Genomic DNA, 23562 nt, shown 5'->3' on the forward strand with positions numbered 1-23562 from the left:
TCGGCGTCGTCACTCGGCGATGACGCCCAAGCTCCAGCCGCGAGCCTCGATGTAGGCGCGAACCTGGTCCTCGGTGGCGCGGTGCACCTGGTTGGCGTCGACGCTGGAGACCGGATCGACCACGAGGTACTCACCGGTGCCGGCGTCGTAGCCGAGCAGCGCGACCCAGTGCGCCACCTGGTAGCTCGGGTCGGAGAGGTCCTGCTGCCACGGGAACACGGCGGTCATGCCGTTGATCACCGACGGCTTGCCCTGCTGGGCCGCCGACAGGATCTCGTCGGTGGTGTGCACCTCACGGGTGGAGATGCCGTAGCTGGCGAGCCCGGCGGCCACCTCCGCGCTCGAGGTCCCATTCACATGGGCGTCGGCGCTCACGTTCATGTGCGCGGGCTCTCGCATCGCCTGGATCGCGTGAACGGGGGCGTTCGGATCCCATCCCTCGGGGGTGATGCCCATCGCCAGTGTGACCACCACGGCGCTCGTCGGGCCGCAGTCGGTCCACTGGCTGTAATGCCCCTGCCCCTGACGCACGGCCACGAGCTCCCCGGGCGGGACCATGAGCGAGCCACCGGGCTGCGTGGTCGGATTGGTCGTCGGTTCAGCGGTTGGCTCGGGCGTCGGTTCAGTGGTCGGCTCAGCAGTGGGCTCCACGCCCGAATCGAGGTCGGCGCAGTCCGGTATCCCGGGAATGCGGTAGCTGTGGCCGGTGTCGAGCCACGAGTCGGCGACGTAGGCGCCGGCGTCGGTACGGTTCCAAAGATCGGTGGTCCATCCTGCGATCCCGTTGTGGACGGCGTCCCCGACCGTCTGGCAGGTGATGGTGACCTGTTCCCCGGTCTGCAGGAATCCCACGACCTCACTGCTGAACGAGCTGCTCGCCCGCACGTTGAGGCCGATGCCACCGGTGTTCAGGACCGTGGCCTGCGCGGTCGCGGTGTCTGCCGTCGGGACGGAGGTGGTGGGCGCATCCTCGACCGGCGTCTCCGCCGGAGCGTCGGCGACCACTCCATCGAGCATGTCTGCATAGGCCTGCTCCAGTTCGGACACCACCGCCAGCGATGTCGCCAGATCCGGCGCATACCGATACTGCGACGGCCAGGTGGCAGTGCCGGTGGAGAAGCACCAGCTCGCCTCAGCTCCGCTGAGGCACTCGGCCTCGGCGGCCTGCGCAACGGCGACCGTTCCGAGCACGGCGTGACGGGCCAGCCATCCCTGCTGCAGACGCTGGCTCCCGTTGCGGACGGCCTGACCGGTTTCGCCCTCGGGATCGACGCCGTGGTCACTCAGGCTCGCAACAAGGGCATCGTCGACGCTGCTGCCGGGCAGCACTGTGGAGACCTGGTCGGCCGAGACAGCGGCAACCTGCACACCATGGATGCCCACCTGCCAGATGTCGGTTCCGGCCGGATCATTGCATTCGAACAACGGATCTCCGTCACCGCCGCGATGGTCGGCACCATTTTCGTGGCAGTTGTTGTAGATATCGGAGGCAGGGATGCTGAGCGGCCCCTCCTTGATGGCCCACCAGGTGGCGACGGCGAGCGTGTGGGCGCGCTGCTCGTGGTCACCGGGGAGCTCGTCGGCACGATCGACCAGCAATCGCATGTTGCTGCGCTCGGCCTCGGACAGGGCGTAACCGTTCAGCTGAGTGGGAACATCGGCCGCAGCATCGGCGGTCCATGGCTGGATCAGGACGCCACCGGCGAGCAGGGCGGCGCCTGCTGCTGTGGCTGCGATTCGTCGTGTGGTGTGGGAAACGCTCATATCGGCTCTCCGTGATGATCTCAGGTGGGCTGCTGCGTCAACCACAACACGCAAAGCCCCAAGCTGAGTCGTTTCACATGCGGAGGATTCCGGCGGAACATGACGCTGCGAACAATTGGTCAATGCCTTGGGAATGGTCAATGCGCTGGAGATGGTCAACACACCGGAGACCGACTCGGATCGCTGCCGTGACGACTGTCGTGAGAAAACTGCCGCCAATCTGCTGTCGCATCGGACACGGGCGGCCCGGCCGAAGCACCCTGAGACGACGAAGACACCTGAGACGACGAAAACCCCGCCGTGGCGGGGCTTTCAAGTGGTGGGCGATAGCAGATTTGAACTGCTGACCTCTTCCGTGTCAGGGAAGCGCGCTAGCCAACTGCGCCAATCGCCCGAGGTGGGTACGGGATTTGAACCCGTGTAAACGGATTTGCAGTCCGTTGCCTCGCCTCTCGGCCAACCCACCGTGAGGAGGAACTCCCTCAAACAGTGGGAGGTCCCACTCCGAGCGGACGACGGGATTCGAACCCGCGACCCTCACCTTGGCAAGGTGATGCTCTACCACTGAGCCACGTCCGCGTGATCACTGTTGTGACCTGCCACCATCGCTGGCGACGAAGAGCAACCATACTCACTCCTCACCACCGGCGCAAATCCGCCCCGAAGCATGCCGGGAACGGAAAACCGGGCCACGAGGACCCGGTTCGGTGGTGGGCGATAGCAGACTCGAACTGCTGACCTCTTCGGTGTGAACGAAGCGCGCTAACCAACTGCGCCAATCGCCCGGGCGAAGTTGAACTATAGTGCCGCTGCTCGGTCAACGCAAAACCACAGCAGCACCGAAGAGCGTCACTCCCCCGCCGACGGCCTCGAATCGATCTCCACGACCGACGCCGCGCGCGAAGCGGCGAAACACACCTGACGCAGCTCCTTCTCATAGTCATCGGGACGAAAACGCCCGACCGGCCCCGAGATCGACAACCCCGCGACCGGTTTGCCACGACCGGAGAGGATCGGCGCGGCGATGCAGTTGAGCCCCCTGGTGATCTCCTCCCGATCGAAAGCGAGCCCACTGGTGCGCACGTGACGGATCTCACGGCGAAAGGCCACCGGGTCGGTGATGGTGTTCGGCGTCCACGACACCAGGCCCCGAGAGATGCTCTCCTCAACCCGATCGGGCTCATAGGACAGCAGTACCTTGCCCACCGCAGTGCAGTACGCCGGGACTCGTCCACCGATCCGCGACGGCATTCGTTTGTGAAGATGTCCGTGCAGTTTGTTCAGATACACCACCTCGGTCCCCTGCAGCACGGCGAGATGCACCGTCTGTCGGGTGAGGTCGTACACATCGGCCAGGAACGGGGTCATCGCATCACGAACCCGACCCAGGTAGTCCGATTCCTGCGTCGCCCCCAGACTCTGGATCATCGGCCCCAGGCGGAAGGCCGTCCCCGCACGTTCCACGGCACCGTTCTGCTCCAACATCGCCAGCACCCGGAAGGCGGTCGACTTGGACAGCCCGGCGCGTCGGGCCAGCTCACTGACGCCCAACCCGAGATGGGCCTCGTCGCCGAACGCATTGAGCAGCGCCATCGCCTTGTCGACCGCGGTCCGCGGATCGCGTCTCGTCTGCCCTGTCATGCCCGCATATTAGCCATGGGGCACGATTTCCGCCGCCGATCTCGATTAGGATCGCCCCATGGCCACTGTGTTCACACGCATCATCAACGGCGAGCTGCCAGGACGCTTTGTGTATCGCGACGAGACCTGCGTCGCATTCCTCACCATCGCCCCCATCACCTACGGCCACACCCTCGTGGTGCCCATCGAGGAGGTCGATCGCTGGACCGATCTCGACGGCACGACCATGGCCCATCTCGGCGTGGTCGCCCAACAGGTCGGCGAGGCGGTGCGCACCGCTTTCGATGCCCAACGCGCCGGCCTGCTCATCGCCGGTTTCGAGGTGCCACACACGCATCTGCATGTGTTTCCTGCCAACTCGATGGCCGGATTCTCGCTCAACCCCGACGAGATGGTCGCCGACCCCGACCCCGAACGCATGGATGCAGCCGCCGAGGCCATCCGCGCGGCCCTGCGCGAGGCCGGCCACGGAGAATTCGTCCCCGCCTGATGCCCTCCACCTCCCGGGCATCGAGCCGCCGCATGCTCGCCGGCACGGTCGGACGCCGCATCGTGTGGCGCACCATCACCGGGTGCATGACCTACCGGGTGGGCGGGCTTGCCGCGGAGATCGCCTTCTTCGGGATGCTCGCCATCCCGCCGCTCATCTTCGGACTCGCCGGAGTGGTGGGCTTCATCGCCCGGGCCTACCCAGTCACGACGCTCGAGACCTTCCAGAACGAGGTGCTCGCCTTCAGCGGCAAGTTCCTGACCGATGACGCAGTGCAACAGCTCATCGCGCCAACACTCGCCGAGGTTCTGGGCGGCCGACGCTTCGATGTGATCTCCATCGGTTTCGTCATCGCCCTGTGGTCGGGGTCGCGCGCCATGTCCGTATTGGTGGACACCGTCACGATCATGTACGGGATGTCCGGCGAACGTTCATGGATCCGCCAGCGACTCTTCGCCTTCGGCGTCTACGTGATCGCGTTGCTCGGCGGAGCCGTGCTGCTCCCTCTGATGCTCGCAGGCCCTCGGATCGTCGACGCCATTACGCCCGACGCCTTCACCTGGCTCGGCGACCTCTACTGGCCGATCGTCGTGGTGGTGACGACCGCCGCGGTCGCGACGCTGTACCACGTGGCCGTCCCCCTGCGTGACCGTTGGTTCGGCGCCATTCCCGGCGCCATGTTCACCATGGTGGTGTGGATCGCAGGATCGGAGATCCTGCGTCGTGCACTTGGGTTCGCCATCGGCAGTTCCTCGGTGTTCGGCCCCTTGTCGACGCCAATCGCCCTACTGCTGTGGCTGTATCTCATCGCCATGGCCATCCTGATCGGCGCAGCACTGAACGCCGCAGTGGCCAGCGTCTCCCCCGAACTTGCCGGGCTCACCCAACGCGAGGCCGACCGCGTCCTCACCTCGGCCAGCGGGAAGACCGAGAAACGACGCACCAGCGTCTCCCTCGAAGACGATTCAGCGCCGCCCAGACCTGTGGAGGACCCCACCAGGCCCCATGACCTGACCATCGAGCACGACGAAACCCCGACCCAACACGGCTAGCTCAACCGACGTTGGTCTCCGCGGCCGCACGCACGCTGGCGGCAACGCCATCGGGCGTGGCCGTTCCCGACAGCAGGCTCTCCAACTGCCCTTGAAGCACCGCCCCGGTGGGCGTGAATCCGGACGCGAAAGCGGTTCCCCATGCATTGGACGGCGCCTCGTCCAATTCGCGTTCGAAAAGCTCCATCTGTTCCTCATGCACTCCGTAGGTGGCACCGGCAGCCCGGACGTCACGTCGCGTCGGCATGTGGTTGGCCGTTGCCGCCAACCGGAGCTGGGATGCCGCGCTCGTCATATGGGCCACGAATTTAGCCGCCTCCTGCTGACGCTGACCGTGCTTGAGTGCAACCAGGAACCTGGCTCCCGGGAAGGCTCCGGTGCGTTCCTGCACGACGTTACGGACCACCGTCCAGTCGAAGCTCAGCGTCTGAGCGTAAGCAACGACCTGCCAGTTGCCAGCCAGATAGACCGGCGCCTGGCCCGCGGCAAAGATCTCGGCTGCAGACTTGTAACGCCCACCAGCCTGCGTGAACAGACTCGTGGGCATACCGCCGTCACGGTGCATCTGTTGGAACATCGTCACTGCCTCGGTTCCCTTTGCCACGTCGAAGGCGACTTCGGTTCCGGTGTGATCGAAGAATGTCGTTCCGTACCCGCTGAGCAACGACGAGAGATGCCCCAGCGACACATCCATGAGGAAGGCATATTCCGACATCGCCACATCTTTGACCCGGCGTGCATCACCAAAGAGCTTCTCCCAGCTCCGCCAAGGATTCTCGGGGTCTGGAACCGCAACGTTGGCGCGGCGGAAAAGATCCCGGTTGACGAGCAGTCCGGTGACGGTGACATCGCTGGGTGCGGCCACCAGGCGATTCCCGTCATGGATCGCTCGATCGAACTGCGACAGGAACGGATTCTGAAAACTCTGCGGTTCGTACTGGCGCAGATCGAGCAGGTCCGCCTTGTACGACGCCACATCCGAGACGCGGGCCACGTCCGGCTGGACGCCCCGTTCGATCCGCGAGGTCAGCGTCTCAGCCATATCGGCGTAGGGAATGACCTCCATCTTCACCCGAATACCGGTCTTATCACGGAAACCGTCGCAGAGCTCCTGGAAAGCCGTTTCATCGTTGCCATCGGCGAAGGTGAGGAAGTTGACCGTCGGCTCCGGGTCAGACATCGGAGGGAGCGGAAGGTCATCACCGGCCGAGCAACCGGCCACGACTCCGCCCGCGACACCGAGACCCGCAGCGAGGAACCCACGACGGCTGACGTGACGCACTGGCCCTCCCCTCGAAATGACGTGCTGTCACCCGGCGCAGGTGACCATCGACCAGTCTGCCACGCACACTTCCGACACAGCGGCACACCATTCGCTCGCACATCGAGACGACATCTTGTATGTTAAGACAACTCTTGTTCGGCACCCATCCGGCAAGGTTGGGTGAAGCATCACCCGGCCATCATCCGGGGACGACTGCACAGAAAGGCATACCGATGTCCGCACCGGCGCTCATCCTGTTGGCCCACGGTTCGACCCTTCCCGTGGTCTCCGAGGTCATTCGAAAGATGCGCGCCCACATGCAGTCGGTACACCCGAACATTCCGGTTCACATCGCCTTCGCCGACCACGAACATCCCACTGCTCAGCGAGTCCTCAGCCGACTCGAACGCAGTGGCGTCCGCGAAGCCATCCTGGTGCCCCTGAATCTGGCCAACCTGTTCAACACCAGCACCCGGCTCGACGAGATCATGACCGCAGCGCAGGCGCGTTGCCCGAAGATGACCCTGAGCTTGGCCCGCCCTGTCGGCCCTGAGACCGGCCTGCTGAATCTGATCGACCTCCGCCTGCGTCAGGAGCTCGCCAGCGCCCGCGTCGGCGAACTCGACGGCCTCGTTCTGGCGACAGAGCCATCGCGAGACAAACGCAGCCGCAGCATCTTGGCCCGCCGTGCACGCCAGTGGTCACTGCACCACCGCCTGCCCGCGCTGGTCGCCAGCGATTCGGTCGGGGCCGCGATCACGCAGCTCCGAGCCGAAGGCCGTCGTCACATCGCAGTGGGCTCGATGTTCCTGACCGCGCACGACACCTACGCCCAGTGCCGGGCTGACGCCATCGGAGCCGGGGCGATCGCGGTCGCAAAGCCGATCGGCTTCGCGCCGGAGGTCTGCGACATGGCTTTCGGACGCTACTCGGTGGCGGCGATGGACCTGTTGAGCTTCGGCCCCGACGAAGCTTCCGACGGCGAGGACGGTGCCGAGGCTCCCGCCACTGCACAGCTCCACGTCGTGGGCGCCTGACCGAGTCAGGACAAGCGCTTCAACAGCTCCTTCTGCTCGGTCACATCGAAGTCTGCCTCGGGCCATTCCAGCTTGAGGGACCGCAGGTGCTCCAGCAGCAGCTGAGCAACCGCCCAGTTGCGATACCACTTGCGGTCTGCCGGCACCACGAACCATGGCGCCACCTCGGTGTTGCAGCGTTCCAACACGTCGCGATAGGCGGCTTGGTACTGATCCCAGTGGGCCCGGGTGATGAGGTCGCCCGGCGAGTACTTCCAATGCTTCGCCGGATCATCCAGGCGCTCCTGCAGACGTTCGGCCTGCTCGTCCCTGGAAACGTGCAGGAAGCACTTGATGATGGTGATGCCCGACTCGGCGCTCTCCTGTTCGAAAGCGTTGATCTGTTCGTAGCGCGACTGCCAGACCTCGGGTTCCACGAGTCCCTCGACGCGGGCCACCAGAACGTCCTCGTACTGTGAGCGATCGAAGATGCCGATCATGCCCGGCTTCGGCAGGGCACGACGGATACGCCACAGGAAATCGTGCTGACGCTCCTCCGCGGTCGGCGCCTTGAAGGCTGTGATCTGGACCCCCTGCGGGTCCACGAGGCCAACCGCCTTGCGGATCACGCCACCCTTGCCCGAGGTGTCCATGCCCTGCAACACCAAGAGGATCCGAGGGGCAGAGGCCGGGTTCGAACGCCCGGCGGCAAACAGACGTTCCTGCAGGTCGGAGAGCTCAGCGTCCAACTCCGCCAGGCGCTTGTACCCGTCCTCCTTTCCCTCACCTTCAGGAAGCCCCGGCGTCGCCCGCGGGTCGAAAGCAGCAAGATCCACCGACCCGGCGGGAAGACGCAGCGCGTTTGTCATATCGATCTTGGTCATGCCGCAATCTTCGCGCATCGCGTCAAGACACCTTTCGGCACCAAGCCCCTCAGCGGCCCCTCAGCGCCGTCGCGTTGAATCCCGGATCACCAACTCCGGGAGCAACACGACGGCTTCTTCATCGATCGGGGAACGCTTCACCTGCGCCATCAACAAGGTGGCCGCAACCCGCCCCATCTCCTCGAGAGGCTGACGGAACACCGTGACCGCCGGATCGACCATGTCCGTCCAGAGCTCATCATCCACACCGACCAGGCCGATGCGTGGCTCCTCGAGGCGTCCGGCAGTGCGCAGGACCCGGAAGGCGGCCGCCGTGAGCGGCCCATTGGTGGCGAACACACAATCGAAGTCATGCTGGACGCCCAGAAGCCACCACATGGCGGTCTCTGCGCCCACTTCCCGAGAATCGGCCGACACCACCAAGTCATCCGGCAACTCCAGCCCAAGCTCTCGGGCGGTTCTACAGAATGCTTCCGCTCGCTCTCGCGTGGTCGAAATACGGTTCGAGCTGGCGAGCACGGCGGGACGCCTGTATCCCATCTCGTGCACATGCCGAGCCGCTTGCTCGCCGATGGCAGTGTTGTCGGCGGTCACCGCGGGCCCCATGTACCCGTCCACCTGACGGTCGACCAGCACCAGCGGTATGCCGCCGTTCCCAAGGATTTTCGGCGCCTCGGAATCCTGCGAAGCCACGGCCAACACCACGCCCGAGAACCTGTTGGACACGGCGGCCTCTGCGTAGACACGCTCCCGGGCCGGAGACTCGTCGGTGTTCCCCACGACCACCTGCATCCCGCTATCGGAGAGAACCGACTCCAAACCATAGGTCAACCCCATGAAGAAGTCGTTCCGGGTATCGGGGACGATGGCCGACACCATGTCCACTCGTTGACGACGAAGCGCCCGACCTGCGGGGTTCCGGACATAGCCCAATGTCTGGACCGCTTGTTCGACTCGCGCGCCGAGCTCCGGGTCAACCGTTCCCACGCCATTCAGGAAGCGCGACACCGTCGCGGTCGATACTCCTGCGGCTGCAGCCACGTCTCCGATCGTGGGCCGTCCCATCGGTCCCCTTCCACGCAAGGGGCTCCCCGACAGCGTCGAGGAGCCCCAAAGCTTCATGCACATTGACTCAGTCCGAGTGATTCGAACGCTACTGCAAGGTTCCTTTCTGCAACAGAATGTTCCCAAACAGCGTCGTATCCCCCGACTGGATGATCCCAGCTGCGTGCGATGCCACTTCATAGAAACGGAAGCGCTCGATCTCCTCCAGCTCGGCCGGACCACCTGCAGAATCGACGATCTCACTGAATCGGGCCCAGACCGCCGGGGACTCGTCGGTCCCGGTGGCCATGACGCTTGCCGGACGGTCCACCACGGTGTCCAGCGGCAGGAGCGCCAGCACCGCCTCGAGGAGATCAGGGATCGTGTGGCCATCCGCGCGGATCACACGGTCGTTGTTGGTGTGGGCGGGATAGTTGGCGTCAGCCAACAGCACTGTGTCACCGTGGCCCATCTCCATGAGCAGCTTCACGGCCTCTGGCGACAGGATCGCAGGAATATTTTTCAACATGGTATTTCTCCTCTGGGATTCAGGCGGGTTGTGTCGCCACAGCGTCATCACCACGGCCGGACATGTAGGTGAAGTACGCAAGCACGATCACATAGGCGAGCAGGGGCACCACGAACGACAGACGCAGCGAACCGATCATGTCCGAGGCGAGCCCTTGGAGCACCGGCTGGACTGCTCCACCGATGATCGACATCACGATGATGGCCCCACCGGTTTCGCGGTAGCGAGCATCGGTGATGGTCTCCAACGTCTTGCCGTAGATCGTCGGCCAGCACGGAGCGAAGAACAGTACCGAGGCAACCGCCGCGTACACCGAAGTGATGCCCGGGACCACGACCACGTAGGCCATGCACAGGACCCCCAGAACAGAGGCCACCTGCAGGATCCGCGCGGCGCGGAACCGAGACATGAGCGACGATGCCGCTCCACGGCCCACGAAGAACAATGCGAAACTGATGATCATGAACGTGGAGGCCGCGCGTTCATTCAGACTCTTGTCTTCTTCGAGGGCGAGACGAATGGTGAACGACCACACCGCCGTCTGCATCCCGATGTACACGAACTGCGTCAGGATGCCGATGACGAAGTCCTTCTTCGAGAACAGGTACCTCAGGGTCTCGAGGACGCCGGCATGGGTTTCATGAGCGGTGTCACGCGGCTTGCAGGAGGGAAATTCCGTCAGCAGGAACGCCACGAGGACCACGACCAGGATGACGATGATCACCTTGTATGGCTGCAGGATCGCCTGGAGCGCCTGCTCGGCGATCATCGCCTGCTGCTCGGGGGCCGCGTTCGCCAGCTGCTCCTCCAATGAGTCCCCGGCTCCGAAGACCAGGTACTTTCCCATGACGATGCCGAGGATCGAGCCCAACGGGTAGAAGGTCTGGGCGATATTGAGCCGCTGCGTCGAGTTGCGTTTGGGGCCCATCATCGATCCGTACGTATTCGCCGAGGTTTCGAGGAACGAAAGTCCGACCGCCAGCACGAAGAGGGCGACCAGGAACATCGCATACGTCCCAGCATGCGAAGCGGGCAGGAATAGCAAGGCACCCGCAATGTAGAGAACGAGACCGATGATGATCGCCGTCTTGTATGTGAAGTGACGAATGACCCGTGCCGCGGGGATTGCGATCACGAAATACCCCAAATAGAAGGCACTCTGCACGAAAGCCGTGGCGACGTCGGAGAGTGTGAAGACGCTCTTGAACGCCGTGATGAGGATGTCATTCAGCGAGGCCGCAGTGGCCCACAGCGAGAAGAGCAGCGCCAGGAGAATGAATTGGAACCACGGGGTGCGGTCCAGATAGCCATCAGGTCGGACCTCCGCATGATTCTTGATCAGCATGACGCCACCTCCGGGAAGCCGTTGATCAGTATGCTCTGAACGTCTTCGACGCTGGGCGAACTCGTCCCACTGCCCGCTCGTGTCACCGAGAGAGCGGCGGCTGCATTCGCGAACTCGAGCGCTTGGGACAGGTCGATCCCTTGGGCCAGCTGGGCGCACAGCGCTCCGCAGAACGTGTCCCCGGCCCCCACCGTGTCCACCGCGTGCACACGATGCCCCCTGATGTGCTCGACCGCACCTGCCGGCTTCACGCGCAAGAGGCCTGCATCCCCCAGAGTGACGACGACTTCCACATCGAGACGTCCGGCGAACGCCTTGGCCAAGTCATCGATCGGCCCCTCACCGCCGAGCCCGAGCGAACGACAGAACGCCCGTAGCTCCCCTTCATTCGGAGTGAAGAGATCGACGAGCGCCCAGATGCGAGGCGGCAGATCACGGAACGGAGCAGGATTGAGCACCACCTTGGTGCCCGCCCGGTGGCCGATCTCAGCCGCTCGAAGCACGGCATCATTGGGGATTTCCAGCTGCATCAGCAGCACATCGGCGTTCTCGATCGATTCTGCGGCATCCTCGATCTCCGGCACACCCATCTCCTCATTGGCACGAGGAATGATGATGATCGAATTGTTGCCGTCCGGGTACACCACCGGCATTCCGACGCCGGTCCCCGAATGCCCTTCAACACACGAGGTCACATGCTCGGAAATGATGCCCTCCGCATCCATCACCGACCGGAATTCTGCGCCGAAGGGGTCCTCCCCCAGCATGCCCACCATCTCGGTCCGCGCACCTGCGCGCGCACTCGCAACGGCCTGATTGAACCCCTTCCCGCCAACCGATCGACGGAAAGCTGTTCCGCGCAACGTCTCTCCCAATTCGGGGCGGCGCGGAGCCTCCACCATCAAGTCATACATGAATGAGCCGACGACGATGACGCCCATCACGCACCTTCCTTTCCGTGATTTCCGACCCGTGCCCCCAAGGAGCCGCCGGGGTGCCGTGCGCCGAAGTCATCGGCGGTGAACTGCGCGGCTTCCATGAGCCCCGCCGCGAGGGCATCACCGAGCACGAGAGTGACCGTCGTCGAACTGGTGGGCGCCAGGTTCAACGGATCGGCCTCCGACTCGACGGTGAGGCGAACGGTGGCATCACACAGAGAGCCCAGAGGAGAGTCGGGATTCTGGGTGAAAGCGATCCGAGGGATCCCCCACTCCTGGAGCATGAGCGCGAAGGAGCAGACCTCCGAGGTGCGTCCGGAGTTGGAGATCAGGATGACCACGTCGCCGGGACCGACGACGCCTGAGTCCCCATGGAGAGCTTCGGTGGCGTGCACGAACAGCGACGGCCTGCCGACGCTCGCGAATGTTGCCGCCATCTTCCGACCGATGTGACCAGATTTGCCGATGCCCGAGATGATGATCTTTCCTCGGCAGGCATCGAGGATTTCCAACGCGGGCGGCAAATCCTCGATGGCCGTGGCGCGCACCCCTTCTATCGCCGCCGCCTCGACGTCAATGGCTTTCAACGCCGCAGCCGCACTCCGGTTGCGTCCCGGAGGTTGTATTGCCGGATTCATCATTGATCCCCTAGCACTCGTCAACAACGACGAGTAATCGTTTTCTCAACCATGAATCATGGTACGAGTAATCGTTTACATGCACAAGAGCCAAACCCGGGCCATCAGGTGACTTGCCTCACCTCGAGCCCACCACCCCCTTCCCAGAATCAGTTACTTGCTAGTAACATTCCCGCATGCCTGTTACCCGAGACGTGGTCTTCGTCGAAGGCGTGCGCACGCCATTCGGCAAGGCCGGATCCCTCTATGAAGAAACCCGAGCCGATGATCTGGTGGTCAACTGCATCCGTGAACTGATGCGACGCCACCCCGAACTCCCCGGCGAACGTGTCGATGAAGTCGCGATCGCCGCCACCACCCAGACCGGCGACCAGGGCCTGACGCTGGGCCGCACCGCCGCACTTCTGGCCGGTCTGCCCAAGAGCGTTCCGGGGTACGCGATCGATCGCATGTGTGCGGGCGCGATGACGGCCGTGACAACCACGGCATCGGGCATCGCGTTCGGTGCCTATGACGTCGCCATCGCCGGTGGTGTCGAGCACATGGGCCGCCATCCCATGGGCGAAGGCACCGATCCGAACCCACGGTTCCTCGCCGAACGCATCGTCGATGAGAGCGCACTCGTCATGGGCGCCACCGCGGAGAATCTCCACGACATGTTCCCCGCGATCACCAAGGAGCGTGCAGATCAGTACGCACTCCTGAGCCAGCAACGCGTCGCTCGCGCCTACGAGTCCGGGGTCATCCAGCAAGGCCTCGTCCCCACAGCCGCCCGCAGCACCGAACTCGGCTGGGGCTTGGCCACCGCTGACGAGCCCCCGCGCCCCGGCACCACCATCGAAGCCCTGTCCGACCTGAAAACCCCCTTCCGACCGCATGGAAACGTGACGCCGGGCAATGCCGCAGGCCTCAACGACGGCGCCACGGCCTGCCTGCTCGCTGAGTCCGAGGCAGCTGCTGAACTCGGACTCGCTCCGAGTATGAAGCTCGTCGGCTACGCATTCGCCGGTGTGGACCCATCCGTCATGGGCGTGGGCCCCGTTCCTTCGACCGAGCGCGCCCTGCAACGTGCGGGTCTGACCATCGACGACATCGGCGCCTTCGAGATCAACGAGGCCTTCGCCGTGCAGGTGCTCGCGTTCCTGGATCACTTCGGCATCGACCAAGACGACGAACGCGTCAACCCCTATGGCGGCGCCATCGCTCTGGGCCACCCACTGGCCAGCTCCGGCGTCCGCCTCATGATCCACTTGGCACGGCAGTTCGCCGAGCGACCCGAGGTGCGCTACGGGATCACCACCATGTGCGTGGGTCTCGGCATGGGCGGCACCGTCATCTGGGAGAACCCCCACTACACCGGAGGCGACAACTGATGTACGACAACGTCAACGAACTCCTCGAACAGGCGTGCGCCATCACGCCCGAGCCCGAGATCGTCACCCGCGCACTCGCACGCGATATCGAACTCCCCCACGGTGCCGGCACCGGCGTCCTGATCACTCTCGACAACGGCCACGATCACACCAAGCCCAACACCTTGGGCCCCTGGGACCTCAAAGCGATCAATGACACCTACGATGCCGTGCTGGCTCGCAAGGACGTGTCCGCGATCATGGTCACCGGCAAGCCGTTCATCCTTGCTGCAGGCGCGAACCTCAAGATGATCGGAGCCATCGGCAGCCTCGAACACGCCACTTTGATGGGCCGAATCGGCCACGCAGTCCTCGGCAGGATGCACACGTCGAGCGTCCCGACCTTCGGCTTCATCAACGGACTCTCGCTGGGCGGAGGCACCGAGGTCACCCTCAACTGTCATTACCGCACCATCAGCACAGCATGCCCGGCCATCGCCTTCCCCGAGGTCTTTCTCGGCATCCTCCCCGGCTGGGGCGGGGCGACACTTCTCCCGAAACTCATCGGCCCGGCCAAGGCCGTCGAGGTCATCATCGGCAACGCACTGAACCAGAACAAGATGCTCAATGCTCCCAAGGCACAGGCCATGGGGCTGGCTGACGCCATGTTCGAGGGCGCCGACTTCCTGGAGCGCTCCATCGACTGGGCAGCCAGAGTCGTCACCGGTGAGGTGCGCGTCGAGCGGGCTCGAGTCGAGGATGCCGAGTGGACAGAACAGGAGTGGACCGAAGCCATCGCCGCCGGCCGCGAGCTGAGCCGCAAGAAGACAGGTGGCATCGCACCGGCCGCCGACCGATGCCTCGACGTCATGGCCGCAGCACAGCACAACGACGTAGCCGAGAACTACCTGCTCGAGGACGCCGCGCTCGGCGAGCTCATCATGACAGAGGAGTTCCGTTCGGGACTCTACGCATTCGATCTGGTACAACGTCGCGCGAAGAAACCCGCCGGCGCGCCCGATCGGGACCTGGCACGCAAGGTCTCCAAGGTCGGTGTCGTCGGCGCCGGCCTCATGGCATCCCAGCTCGCACTCCTGTTCATCAGAAGGCTGGGGGTTCCGGTGGTCATGAGTGACCTCGATCAGGAGCGCGTCGACCGCGGCGTCAGTCACGTCCATACCGAGATCGACAAACTCATCGAGAAGGGACGTACCACCGAGGCCAAGGCCAACCGTCTGCGTTCCCTCATCTCCGGCACCACCGACCAGGCTGATTTCGCCGACTGCGACTTCGTCATCGAAGCCGTGTTCGAGGAGATGGACATCAAGCAAAAGGTGTTCACCGGGCTGGAGCAGCATGTTTCACCCGAATGTGTCCTGGCCACCAACACCTCATCTCTGTCGATCAGCGAGATGGCCTCACAGCTGCAGCACCCCGAGCGCGTGGTGGGCTTCCATTTCTTCAACCCGGTCGCGGTCCTCCCCCTGCTGGAAATCATTCGGGGAGAGAACACCGACGATGCAACGCTGGCCACTGCCTTCGCCACGGCGAAGAATCTGAAGAAGAACGCAATCCTCGTGGCCGATGCCCCGGCCTTCGTGGTCAACCGCATCCTCACACGGCTCATGGGCGAGGTGCAGAAGGTGGTGGATGAGGGCACACCCATCGAACAGGCCGATGCCGCACTCGCTCCGATGGGGCTTCCCATGCCACCCTTCGTGCTCATGGAGCTCGTGGGCCCGGCGATCGCGCTGCATGTGGCCGAAACCCTCCACCAGTCCTTCGGCACCGAACGCTTCCCCATCTCCCGGTCCTTGCAGAACCTGGTCGAAGCAGGTCGCTCGTCGTACTACGACAGGGACGAGAACGGCAGGCCCCACGTGCCCGACGAGGTGAAAGCCCTGCTCGTCACCGGTGATACACCCGTGGATCCCGACACCATCCTCGAACGCTGCCGTGATGCCCTGGCCGAAGAGATCGGTCTGATGCTCACCGAAGGTGTCGTGGCAGGACCGGCCGAGATCGATCTGTGCATGATCCTCGGCGCCGGATGGCCCTTCCATCTGGGCGGAATCACCCCTTACCTGGACCGCACGGGCACCTCCGAAAAGGTCAACGGTCAGAGGTTCCTCCCACAAGGAGTTGCAAGCCTCCCGGCCTGAGCCGGCGAAATTCTGCGAACTGCAGCGTTTGACCGCCCCTCGTGAACGTCACCGTAACGATCATGGATCAGACGCTGCAGTTCGCACCGCTCCGGCGTGTCGAACCCGAATTTCGGGCCTAATGGGCCTGTGCACGGGATCTGGACCACCGCCGAAATCCTCAGCATCTACACCCGCACCGAGCTCCAGCGTCTTCTGGAGACCGGGCAGCTCCGTCGGCTCCGCCGCGGACGCTACGCCGATCAACGAGCAACACCGCAGGCGATCCGCGCGGTCACCTTGGGCGGTGTGCTGACCTGTTTCTCTGCGCTGACCGAGAGCTGGGTCCCACACCGCCACCAACTCCATGTGAGGATCCCCGCGAACTCCAACCGAGCCATCACGTCCCCGGCGGGTGTCGTCATCCACCGGGCGACTCGTGGCATCAGCACCGACGCCACCGTCGACTCGATTCCGGTCAGTCTTGCCATGGCGCTGCAGTGCACCACGGACCTCGAATGGATCGCGATGGTGGATTCGATCCTGCATGAACGGCTCGCCGACCGATCATCCTTGGCCGCCGACGTGCTCATGGCCGCGCCGACATGGCACCGGCGAGTGCATGACCTGATGACGAAGGTCGATCCGAGAAGCGAATCCGGCACCGAGTCCATCCTCCGCTGTGCGCTGAGAGCCGAGGGCTACCGGGTCCGGATCCAGGTGCAGATCGGTCAGGATCGGGTCGACATGCTGGTCGGTGACCGCCTCGTACTCGAGTGCGACTCGTTGACCCACCATTGGAACTCTCGGGCCTTCGAGCACGACCGTCGCCGTGACCTGCGCCTGAAGTCCGCCGGATACGAGGTCCTTCGATTCACCTACAACCAACTCATGTACGAGCTGGACGAGGTTCTGGAGATGGTCAGGCAGATGACCCGCGCCCGCAAGCACCGTTGGAGCCACCGAGACCGGCGCGTGGCCTGATCCCTGACGCGACACGCAGTGCAGCGTTTGATCCATGATCGTTTCTGTGACGGGCCCAGAAGGCGATCAAACGCTGCATTACGTCAGCGGTCATACACTGGCAGACATGACTGAGAGCCCCGAGAAACCCAAGCTGTCCGTCCTGAAGACCGAGGACGAGTGGCGTGAGATGCTCACCCCGGCCGAGTATCAGGTGCTCCGTCAGGCGGGCACCGAGCCACCCTTCGTCGGCGAGTACACCGACACCACCACCGAAGGTGTTTACCGCTGCCGCGCCTGCAATGCCGAGCTGTTCCGCAGCGAAACGAAATTCGAGTCCCATTGCGGCTGGCCCTCGTTCTTCTCACCCCTCGCCGAGGACACTGTCCGTTACGTCGAGGACCGCAGCATCCCCGGCCCTCCGCGCGTGGAGGTGCGGTGCACCGCCTGCGATTCCCATCTGGGCCATGTCTTCGCCGGTGAGGGTTATCAGACACCCACCGACCTGCGGTACTGCATCAACTCCATCTGCCTCACTCTGGAGCCGACGCAGAACTGACCGACAAGGGCTCCCCAGATACGGCAGTCCAACCACGGCACCACCAGAAGCAGATGCAGGGCCCCGACCAGATGGTCGGGGCCCTGCATCTGTCGAATGGTTCGGCGACCTCAGTCAGTGAGGCCGAGCCAGCCCCGCACGATGTCGGCCAGTTCGCGGCGACGTCCGGAGTAGAACGGGGTCTCCTCACGCACGTGACGGCGCGCGGCCGAGGCACGCAGTTCGCGCATGCACTCCACGATGCGGGTCATGTCGTCGGCCTCGAAACACAGCAGCCACTCGTAATCGCCGAGAGCAAAGCCCATGGTGGTGTTACCGCGCACATCGGGGTAGTCAGCGGCCAGCCCACCGTGCTCACGCAGCAAATGCATGCGCTCGTGATCCGAGAGCAGGTACCACTCGTAGGAGCGCACGAACGGGTACACGCAGATGTGGTCGTGCGGCTCCTCGTCGGCCATGAAGGCTGGCACATGGCGACGGTTGAACTCCGCGGGACGGTGCAGACCCATCTGCGACCACACTGGCTGCAGGCCACGGCCAAGATCCGAAGAACGGAGGGTGTTGTAAGCGCGCTGCAAATCCTCATACTCGCTCGCGTGCCACCACACCAGTAGGTCGGCGTCAGCGTTGAACCCCGAGACGTCGTACCAGCCACGGATCATCAGATCGTCGGATACAGCCTGCACCTGCTCGAGTGCCTTCTGCGCCAGGTGCGTGGCCTCCTCGACGTCACGGGGAAGATCGGTGCGACGGAACACCGAATACATCACGTAGCGCTTGGTTGCGTTGATCCGATCGAAGTCGGCGTTGGCCTGGGGATCGACGTGCTCGATCTTCTCGTGGGTCATGTTTCCTCCTTGGTTGGTGGGGTCAGTCGTTGTCCGCGATGCGCTCGAGCTCGTCACGACGCCACGTGGGGCCTTCTTCGTGCACGAGTTCGACAATGCGGGTGAGTACTGTCGGGTCGGTGTCCGGCGGTACGCCGTGGCCGAGGTTGAAGATGTGTCCGGGTGTGTGGGCCCCGGAACGGATGACCGCCTCGACGCGTGCGGCGATCACCTCCCAATCAGCCTTGAGCAGCGCGGGGTCGAGGTTGCCCTGCATGGCATGCCCGCCACCAACACGACGAGACGCTTCAGCCAACGGCACACGATGGTCGACCCCGACGACCTCGCAACCTGCAGCGGCCATGTCTGCCAGCAGTTCACTGGTGCCGACGCCGAAGTGGATGCGAGGCACATCGGTGACCGAACCGAGCAGTCCACGGACATGCGGCTTGACGAAGCTCCGGTAGTCCTCCGGAGCAAGGCTTCCCGCCCACGAGTCGAACACCTGCACAGCTGCGGCACCACCTTCGATCTGTGCCCGCAGGAATACCTCCGAATACTGTGCGAGGCGCTGACACAGGGCATTCCAGGTCTCGGGCTCGGAGACCATGAACGACTTGGCAACCGCGTGATCCTTCGACGGCCCGCCCTGTACGAGGTAACTGGCCAAGGTGAAGGGCGCACCGCAGAACCCCAACAGCGGCACATCGAGCTCGGCTACGAGCAGGCGAGCTGCCTCGGTCACGAAATCGAGATCCTCGACGCCGAGTTCCGGCAGCGCATCCACCTGTGCTCGTGAACGTATGGGCTCGGCTACGACAGGGCCGGTCCCTGGCACGATGTCCAGGTCAATACCGGCAGCCTTCAGCGGCACCATGATGTCGGAGTAGAACACTGCGGCATCGACGCCATGACGGCGCACCGGCTGCGCGGTGATCTCACACACCAGCTCGGGGATCCGGCATGCCTCCAACATGGTGGTTCCGGCCCGCGCTTCCCGATATTCGGGCAGGGATCGGCCAGCCTGACGCATGAACCACACGGGGATACGGTCGGGATCGGGTTCACATCGAGCAGCGGCAAGGAAGGGATCAGTCACGCCCCCCATCCTTGCATGTCACGGCGAGTCGGCTGATCCCCGTTGACAGGAAATGCTTAACCTGCAGGGGTGCAGGCAATGAAGGGATCCAAGCTTCCGCGCGAATTCCAGCGCGCGGCTCAGGCCATGGTCGACCATGCTTGGCGCCCGGAACTCCATGTGGACAGGGTCCCCGGGCCCCAGCGGCTTGCCCCGCATGCCGCGGCGCTCACCGCCGAGCTCGAATCCGAAGGTGCGACGGTGGGTTCTGCACGACTCGTACTCCTCCACGACCCCGAGGGGAACCCGGCATGGGACGGCACGTTCCGCTGCGTGGTGTACATCCGTGCCGATGTGGATGCCGAGATGGCGGCCGATCCTTTGATGACCGGTGTCGGCTGGTCCTGGCTGCAGGAGTGTCTGGAGAACAATCACTGCGAGTTCGGAGCATCGACCGGTACGGTCACCGTGGTCACCAGCGAAAGTTTCGGTGCGATGGATGACGAGCAGAGCCGGTCGGAGATCGAGATCCGCGCCTCGTGGACGCCTTACATCGGTGAGGGAGATGGCATGGCCGATCACCTCGATGCGTGGTCCGACCTGCTGTGCACCACCGCAGGGCTGCCCCCACTGCCCAAGGGTGTCGTCATGCTTCCCCGACGAGCGCGCTGATGGCAGCCGACGCCAGTGAGCCCGAACTTCCCCTGCTCGCCGCACCGACTGCGGGGGTGCCTCCCGTCGCCACCACCGAGGCGCAACTGCAGGAGACCATCGACTCCCTGGCCGCAGGAACCGGCCCTCTTGCCATCGACACCGAACGCGCGCACGGTTTTCGTTACAGCACCCGCGCCTATCTGATCCAACTGCGCCGTGCCGGTTCCGGCACCCACCTGGTGGACCCCATCGGATTCTGGAACGGCGATGAGCCCGCCGACCTCTCCGCACTCGGGGCCGTGGTCGACGACGTCCCATGGATCATCCATGCCGCCACCCAGGACATGCCGTGCCTGGCCGAGGTGGCTCTGGTGCCCCAGCAGGTGTTCGACACCGAACTCGCCGGGCGCCTCCTCGGTTGGCCGCGGGTCGGGCTCGGGCCCATGATCGAGAAGGTCTTCGGCAAAAGGCTTGCGAAGGAGCATTCGGCATCGGACTGGTCTTCGCGACCACTTCCGGAGAGCTGGCTCACCTACGCGGCCCTCGACGTGGAGCTCCTCATCGAACTCCGCGAACACATGGTGGCCGAACTCATCGCGGCCGACCGCGCCGAGTGGGCACGTCAGGAGTTTGCACATCTTGCGGCCCACGCTGCGGATCCGACGCCGCCGCGACCCGATCCGTGGCGCCGGACCTCCGGCATACAGAACGTTCGGACGCCACTGGGCATGGCTGTTCTCCGTCAGATCTGGGAGGCCCGGGACGAACTTGCCCGGTCCCTCGACAAGGCACCAAGCAAGCTTCTGAAGGATTCTGCGATCTCGGATCTCGCCGCCTTGGTGGGGCAACACAAACGTGTCGACCGTGGCATGTTGCGTGACATCTCCGGTTTTGAGCGGCGCGTCGCGCGGCGCTACGAATCCCGCTGGCTGACCGCCGCGGAAAAGGCGTTGGCCGCGCCACGAAGCTCACACCCACCATTGCGCCCACCAAGCAGCGGCATTCCGAATCCGAAGTCGTGGGCACGACGCGCACCCCAAGCCGATGAGCGCCGTGTCCGGATGCGCACGGTCATGGATGAGCTCTCCGAACGCTTCGGAGTCGCCCCGGAGGTCATCCTCTCCCCCGGCACATGGCGTGAACTCGCGTGGGAACCGTGCGACGCGACCCCTGCCGCAGTCACCGACTGGCTCACCGAGCATGGTGCCCGCCCCTGGCAGTGCGATTTGACAGCAGAACCCCTCGCCCGGGCGATCAGCGGCTGATCACCGGGGCACCGGAGCCCTGGGTCCTGCGTTCCGCAGTCAACCGGAAAGGTCGGTTGCTCCACCTGCGAGGTCGATTGCCCCACCAGCAAGGTCGACTGCCCCACCAGCAAGGTCGACTGCCCCACCAGCAAGGTCGATTGATCAACCTGCGAAGTCGATTGGCTCGGGGCGGTGTCTTTCTCTGTTGGTTTGTGGCGGTGCCTTGCAGGGACTGGCCATACCCCCGTAGGGATAGAAAAACATCGAGGACAGATGCTGACCTCGACGAACGAGGATCTGTCTTTGAAAAGCGTCGTTGAGGACACGATCTGTCCTCAACGAAAAACGATGTATGGAGCCCCGGTCGGTGGGAGGCCAATGCGTGATCGAGGGTGCCCACAAGGTAACGGGTCACCGGGTGGTCGCGACATCACGGCGCAGCATCAGGGCATCGCGTAACAGCCCCACCGCCAAGGCTGCCCCGACTCCCTCACCGGAACGGATCCGGAGGTCGAGCAGCGGCTCCAGCCCGAGTTCATCCAGGACCGCCCGGTGCGCAGGCTCGCGCGAACATTGTCCAGCCACCAGGTGTGCTTGGATCCACGGCTCAGCACGCACCGCCGCCAACGCAGCGATCGAGGTGGCCAGGCCATCGAGCACGATGACGCGTCCGGCCCGCGCTGCTCCGGCCACGACGCCCCTCAGCACGGAGAACTCTCCCCCGCCGAGACGACGCAGGATCTCTTCATCGTCATCGGTGCAGATCCGCGCCACGGCATCGGACACCACAATCCTTTTGCGGTCCACCATGTCGGTGTCGGACGCCGATCCCAGCCCCACGACGTCATCGGACCGCAGGCCCAACAGGCCCGCGGTGAGGACCGAGGCGACCGTTGTGTTTCCGATCCCCACTTCCCCCAACGCCACCGGCCCGTATCCTTCCCCGCCGATCTGCCGTCCACGCTCCACAAGCTCCGCGTGGGTATCGGCATCAAGTGCATCGGCAACACGGACATCACCTCCGGGTCGCCCGATCCCTGCATCGACCACCTGGAGTTCCAACCCTGCTTCCCGGGCTGCGACGGCGCCCATGGAAGATCCTGCTCGGGCAGCACGGACGATATCGGCTGTGACCTCTGGTTCGAAGGCCGAGACGCCCTGCCGAACCACCGCGTGATCGGCTGCGGCAAGGATGAGCGTCCCGGCAGTGGCGAGGGGATCCGGCCCACCCACCGCCAATGCGCGATCCAGAGTCCGATCCAGGATGCCCAACGAACCGGGCGTCGTCAGCAACTGATCGGCGGCATCCCGAGCAGCCACCACCGCGTGCTGTTCGGGAGCGTGCTGTTCGGGAGCTGAGGATTCGGACGCCAGATGATTCACCGGCGCCTCCCGGTCCTGCCACCTCTCCTGCATGATCACACTCGCCACCGGTTCTCGACGCGACCAGCCGGCCCGCTGCAGACCAGGTTCGGGAGGACGTTCATCCGGCCACCCCAGACACAGCCAGCCAAGCGATTCGACACCGTCGGGAAGTCCGACGAGATCGGCCAGATCTGCGGGTTCGAACAGCGTCACCCACCCCATCCCGAGACCATGCGCACGAGCGGTGAGCCACATGTTCTGGATTGCACAGGCGCATCCCCACAGGTCGGCGTCGGGGAATGTCGCCCGCCCGAGGACGCCTGCGGCAGGCGTCCTCCGATCACAGGCCACCACGATTCCCAGCGGTGCTTCACGAATGCCATCGAGCTGTAGATCCAGCAGGCGGCGAGCCGCGTCCGGCTCCATCATCCGGGCCTGACGCAGCCGAGAACGATCCGCGAGGTGGGCAGCGTGATCGCGAGTCTCGGCCGCCGTCACCACGATGAACCGCCACGGCTGCGAATGTCCCACCGACGGACCAAGGTGCGCGGCGGTCAAGACCTCGGTCAGCACCTCGTCGGGAACAGGATCTGGTCGATAGCGTCTGATGTCACGACGTGCACCGATGACGTCGGCCAAGGGTCGGATGTGGTCATCCATGCGCCACGCAGTGTGGTCGGCGGCGCGCTCAGCGGAGCTCGTCGCATCCCCGATGACGGGCCGTGGACGCGGAAAATCGCTCATCGGGCCATCATCCCACCAGCATGCATG

At 64.4% G+C, this 23562-nt stretch carries 21 protein-coding genes and 4 tRNA genes; 9 read left to right on the top strand and 16 right to left on the bottom strand.

All coding sequences use genetic code 11. The features are described 5' to 3' along the window. Positions 1 to 9: 9 nt before the first annotated feature. From FB460_RS01710 to FB460_RS01735, 6 genes are all read right to left on the bottom strand, one after another. Complete coding sequence (locus tag FB460_RS01710; RefSeq protein ID WP_142092394.1) at positions 10 to 1764, bottom strand: C39 family peptidase; 1755 nt, start codon at positions 1762 to 1764, stop codon at positions 10 to 12. Positions 1765 to 2081: 317 nt separating this feature from the next. Next, a tRNA-Val gene (locus FB460_RS01715) sits at positions 2082 to 2158 on the bottom strand. Position 2159: 1 nt separating this feature from the next. After that, a tRNA-Cys gene (locus FB460_RS01720) sits at positions 2160 to 2230 on the bottom strand. A 41-nt stretch (positions 2231 to 2271) separates the two neighbouring features. Continuing rightward, positions 2272 to 2343, bottom strand: a tRNA-Gly gene (locus FB460_RS01725). 129 nt (positions 2344 to 2472) lie between these two features. Further along, positions 2473 to 2549, bottom strand: a tRNA-Val gene (locus FB460_RS01730). Positions 2550 to 2613: 64 nt separating this feature from the next. Then, positions 2614 to 3405, bottom strand: a complete 792-nt coding sequence (locus FB460_RS01735) for an IclR family transcriptional regulator (protein WP_142092395.1) — start codon at positions 3403 to 3405, stop codon at positions 2614 to 2616. Between the two features lie 58 nt (positions 3406 to 3463). Between FB460_RS01735 and FB460_RS01740 the strand changes: the two genes are divergently transcribed. Together FB460_RS01740 and FB460_RS01745 are read left to right on the top strand one after the other, a co-directional pair. Continuing rightward, on the top strand, positions 3464 to 3895 hold the full coding sequence (locus FB460_RS01740) for an HIT family protein (RefSeq protein WP_142092396.1): 432 nt from the start codon (positions 3464 to 3466) through the stop codon (positions 3893 to 3895). After that, complete coding sequence (locus tag FB460_RS01745; protein WP_142092397.1) at positions 3895 to 4947, top strand: YihY/virulence factor BrkB family protein; 1053 nt, start codon at positions 3895 to 3897, stop codon at positions 4945 to 4947. The genes FB460_RS01740 and FB460_RS01745 overlap by 1 nt, the downstream gene beginning before the upstream one ends. Before the next feature lies 1 nt (position 4948). On the opposite strand, the gene FB460_RS01750 is transcribed toward FB460_RS01745, so the two are convergent. Further along, positions 4949 to 6229: an ABC transporter substrate-binding protein gene (locus FB460_RS01750; RefSeq protein ID WP_142092398.1), complete on the bottom strand. Its 1281-nt coding sequence runs from the start codon at positions 6227 to 6229 to the stop codon at positions 4949 to 4951. A 215-nt stretch (positions 6230 to 6444) separates the two neighbouring features. Between FB460_RS01750 and FB460_RS01755 the strand changes: the two genes are divergently transcribed. Continuing rightward, the gene (locus FB460_RS01755; RefSeq protein ID WP_170209906.1) at positions 6445 to 7248 is read left to right on the top strand and encodes a sirohydrochlorin chelatase; all 804 of its coding nucleotides are present in this window, start codon (positions 6445 to 6447) and stop codon (positions 7246 to 7248) included. Positions 7249 to 7253: 5 nt separating this feature from the next. On the opposite strand, the gene FB460_RS01760 is transcribed toward FB460_RS01755, so the two are convergent. The 6 genes from FB460_RS01760 to FB460_RS01785 all read right to left on the bottom strand — a co-directional run bounded on the left by FB460_RS01760 (position 7254) and on the right by FB460_RS01785 (position 12608). Beyond that, entirely contained in the window at positions 7254 to 8111 is an 858-nt protein-coding gene (locus FB460_RS01760; RefSeq protein ID WP_142092400.1) for a polyphosphate kinase 2 family protein, read from the bottom strand. A 60-nt stretch (positions 8112 to 8171) separates the two neighbouring features. Beyond that, a complete protein-coding gene (locus tag FB460_RS01765) occupies positions 8172 to 9176 on the bottom strand; it encodes a LacI family DNA-binding transcriptional regulator (protein ID WP_170209907.1) in 1005 nt (334 codons plus the stop codon). Between the two features lie 88 nt (positions 9177 to 9264). Further along, positions 9265 to 9684: an RbsD/FucU family protein gene (locus FB460_RS01770; RefSeq protein ID WP_142092402.1), complete on the bottom strand. Its 420-nt coding sequence runs from the start codon at positions 9682 to 9684 to the stop codon at positions 9265 to 9267. A gap of 19 nt (positions 9685 to 9703) precedes the next feature. After that, positions 9704 to 11029: an L-fucose:H+ symporter permease gene (gene fucP, locus FB460_RS01775; RefSeq protein ID WP_142092403.1), complete on the bottom strand. Its 1326-nt coding sequence runs from the start codon at positions 11027 to 11029 to the stop codon at positions 9704 to 9706. Further along, positions 11023 to 11970: a ribokinase gene (locus FB460_RS01780; protein WP_142093299.1), complete on the bottom strand. Its 948-nt coding sequence runs from the start codon at positions 11968 to 11970 to the stop codon at positions 11023 to 11025. The genes fucP and FB460_RS01780 overlap by 7 nt, the downstream gene beginning before the upstream one ends. Beyond that, on the bottom strand, positions 11970 to 12608 hold the full coding sequence (locus FB460_RS01785) for a KpsF/GutQ family sugar-phosphate isomerase (RefSeq protein ID WP_211345790.1): 639 nt from the start codon (positions 12606 to 12608) through the stop codon (positions 11970 to 11972). Before FB460_RS01785 ends, FB460_RS01780 begins: the two co-directional genes overlap by 1 nt. A 173-nt stretch (positions 12609 to 12781) precedes the next feature. On the opposite strand from FB460_RS01785, the gene FB460_RS01790 reads away from it, so the two are divergent. The 4 genes from FB460_RS01790 to msrB all read left to right on the top strand — a co-directional run bounded on the left by FB460_RS01790 (position 12782) and on the right by msrB (position 17620). Further along, complete coding sequence (locus FB460_RS01790; RefSeq protein ID WP_142092404.1) at positions 12782 to 13978, top strand: thiolase family protein; 1197 nt, start codon at positions 12782 to 12784, stop codon at positions 13976 to 13978. Next, positions 13978 to 16119, top strand: coding sequence for a 3-hydroxyacyl-CoA dehydrogenase NAD-binding domain-containing protein (locus FB460_RS01795; protein WP_142092405.1), 2142 nt, complete (start codon positions 13978 to 13980; stop codon positions 16117 to 16119). The genes FB460_RS01790 and FB460_RS01795 overlap by 1 nt, the downstream gene beginning before the upstream one ends. A gap of 96 nt (positions 16120 to 16215) precedes the next feature. Beyond that, positions 16216 to 17082 carry an endonuclease domain-containing protein gene (locus FB460_RS01800; RefSeq protein WP_142092406.1) on the top strand — a complete coding sequence of 289 codons (867 nt, stop codon included), beginning with the start codon at positions 16216 to 16218 and terminating at the stop codon, positions 17080 to 17082. A 106-nt stretch (positions 17083 to 17188) separates the two neighbouring features. After that, on the top strand, positions 17189 to 17620 hold the full coding sequence (gene msrB, locus FB460_RS01805) for a peptide-methionine (R)-S-oxide reductase MsrB (RefSeq protein WP_142092407.1): 432 nt from the start codon (positions 17189 to 17191) through the stop codon (positions 17618 to 17620). Between the two features lie 110 nt (positions 17621 to 17730). Here the strand turns inward: msrB and hemQ are convergent, their stop codons facing one another. Further along, positions 17731 to 18468 carry a hydrogen peroxide-dependent heme synthase gene (gene hemQ, locus FB460_RS01810; RefSeq protein WP_142092408.1) on the bottom strand — a complete coding sequence of 246 codons (738 nt, stop codon included), beginning with the start codon at positions 18466 to 18468 and terminating at the stop codon, positions 17731 to 17733. 22 nt (positions 18469 to 18490) lie between these two features. Beyond that, a complete protein-coding gene (hemE, locus tag FB460_RS01815) occupies positions 18491 to 19546 on the bottom strand; it encodes a uroporphyrinogen decarboxylase (RefSeq protein WP_246044198.1) in 1056 nt (351 codons plus the stop codon). A 78-nt stretch (positions 19547 to 19624) separates the two neighbouring features. Here hemE and FB460_RS01820 point away from each other — a divergent pair, with 78 nt between their 5' ends. Then, positions 19625 to 20197 (top strand): DUF3000 domain-containing protein, encoded by a 573-nt coding sequence (locus FB460_RS01820; protein WP_142092410.1) that lies wholly within the window; start codon positions 19625 to 19627, stop codon positions 20195 to 20197. Next, positions 20197 to 21444 carry an HRDC domain-containing protein gene (locus FB460_RS01825; RefSeq protein ID WP_142092411.1) on the top strand — a complete coding sequence of 416 codons (1248 nt, stop codon included), beginning with the start codon at positions 20197 to 20199 and terminating at the stop codon, positions 21442 to 21444. The genes FB460_RS01820 and FB460_RS01825 overlap by 1 nt, the downstream gene beginning before the upstream one ends. A 393-nt stretch (positions 21445 to 21837) precedes the next feature. Here the strand turns inward: FB460_RS01825 and bluB are convergent, their stop codons facing one another. Next, complete coding sequence (gene bluB / locus FB460_RS01830; RefSeq protein WP_142092412.1) at positions 21838 to 23535, bottom strand: 5,6-dimethylbenzimidazole synthase; 1698 nt, start codon at positions 23533 to 23535, stop codon at positions 21838 to 21840. Positions 23536 to 23562 lie beyond the last annotated feature (27 nt).

The organism is Propioniferax innocua (assembly GCF_006716235.1).
Classification (GTDB): Bacteria; Actinomycetota; Actinomycetes; order Propionibacteriales; family Propionibacteriaceae; genus Propioniferax; species Propioniferax innocua.

What these genes read in the sequence shown, in the direction of transcription:
- FB460_RS01710 (WP_142092394.1), bottom strand. Translation starts at nt 1,764, where the DNA reads ATGAGCGTTTCCCACACCACACGACGAATCGCAGCCACAGCAGCAGGC.
- FB460_RS01755 (WP_170209906.1), top strand. Translation starts at nt 6,445, where the DNA reads ATGTCCGCACCGGCGCTCATCCTGTTGGCCCACGGTTCGACCCTTCCC.
- FB460_RS01795 (WP_142092405.1), top strand. Translation starts at nt 13,978, where the DNA reads ATGTACGACAACGTCAACGAACTCCTCGAACAGGCGTGCGCCATCACG.
- fucP (WP_142092403.1), bottom strand. Translation starts at nt 11,029, where the DNA reads ATGCTGATCAAGAATCATGCGGAGGTCCGACCTGATGGCTATCTGGAC.
- bluB (WP_142092412.1), bottom strand. Translation starts at nt 23,535, where the DNA reads ATGAGCGATTTTCCGCGTCCACGGCCCGTCATCGGGGATGCGACGAGC.
- FB460_RS01820 (WP_142092410.1), top strand. Translation starts at nt 19,625, where the DNA reads ATGAAGGGATCCAAGCTTCCGCGCGAATTCCAGCGCGCGGCTCAGGCC.
- FB460_RS01740 (WP_142092396.1), top strand. Translation starts at nt 3,464, where the DNA reads ATGGCCACTGTGTTCACACGCATCATCAACGGCGAGCTGCCAGGACGC.
- msrB (WP_142092407.1), top strand. Translation starts at nt 17,189, where the DNA reads ATGACTGAGAGCCCCGAGAAACCCAAGCTGTCCGTCCTGAAGACCGAG.
- FB460_RS01760 (WP_142092400.1), bottom strand. Translation starts at nt 8,111, where the DNA reads ATGACCAAGATCGATATGACAAACGCGCTGCGTCTTCCCGCCGGGTCG.
- FB460_RS01765 (WP_170209907.1), bottom strand. Translation starts at nt 9,176, where the DNA reads ATGGGACGGCCCACGATCGGAGACGTGGCTGCAGCCGCAGGAGTATCG.
- FB460_RS01825 (WP_142092411.1), top strand. Translation starts at nt 20,197, where the DNA reads ATGGCAGCCGACGCCAGTGAGCCCGAACTTCCCCTGCTCGCCGCACCG.
- hemQ (WP_142092408.1), bottom strand. Translation starts at nt 18,468, where the DNA reads ATGACCCACGAGAAGATCGAGCACGTCGATCCCCAGGCCAACGCCGAC.
- FB460_RS01790 (WP_142092404.1), top strand. Translation starts at nt 12,782, where the DNA reads ATGCCTGTTACCCGAGACGTGGTCTTCGTCGAAGGCGTGCGCACGCCA.
- FB460_RS01785 (WP_211345790.1), bottom strand. Translation starts at nt 12,608, where the DNA reads ATGATGAATCCGGCAATACAACCTCCGGGACGCAACCGGAGTGCGGCT.
- FB460_RS01780 (WP_142093299.1), bottom strand. Translation starts at nt 11,970, where the DNA reads ATGGGCGTCATCGTCGTCGGCTCATTCATGTATGACTTGATGGTGGAG.
- FB460_RS01770 (WP_142092402.1), bottom strand. Translation starts at nt 9,684, where the DNA reads ATGTTGAAAAATATTCCTGCGATCCTGTCGCCAGAGGCCGTGAAGCTG.
- FB460_RS01735 (WP_142092395.1), bottom strand. Translation starts at nt 3,405, where the DNA reads ATGACAGGGCAGACGAGACGCGATCCGCGGACCGCGGTCGACAAGGCG.
- FB460_RS01745 (WP_142092397.1), top strand. Translation starts at nt 3,895, where the DNA reads ATGCCCTCCACCTCCCGGGCATCGAGCCGCCGCATGCTCGCCGGCACG.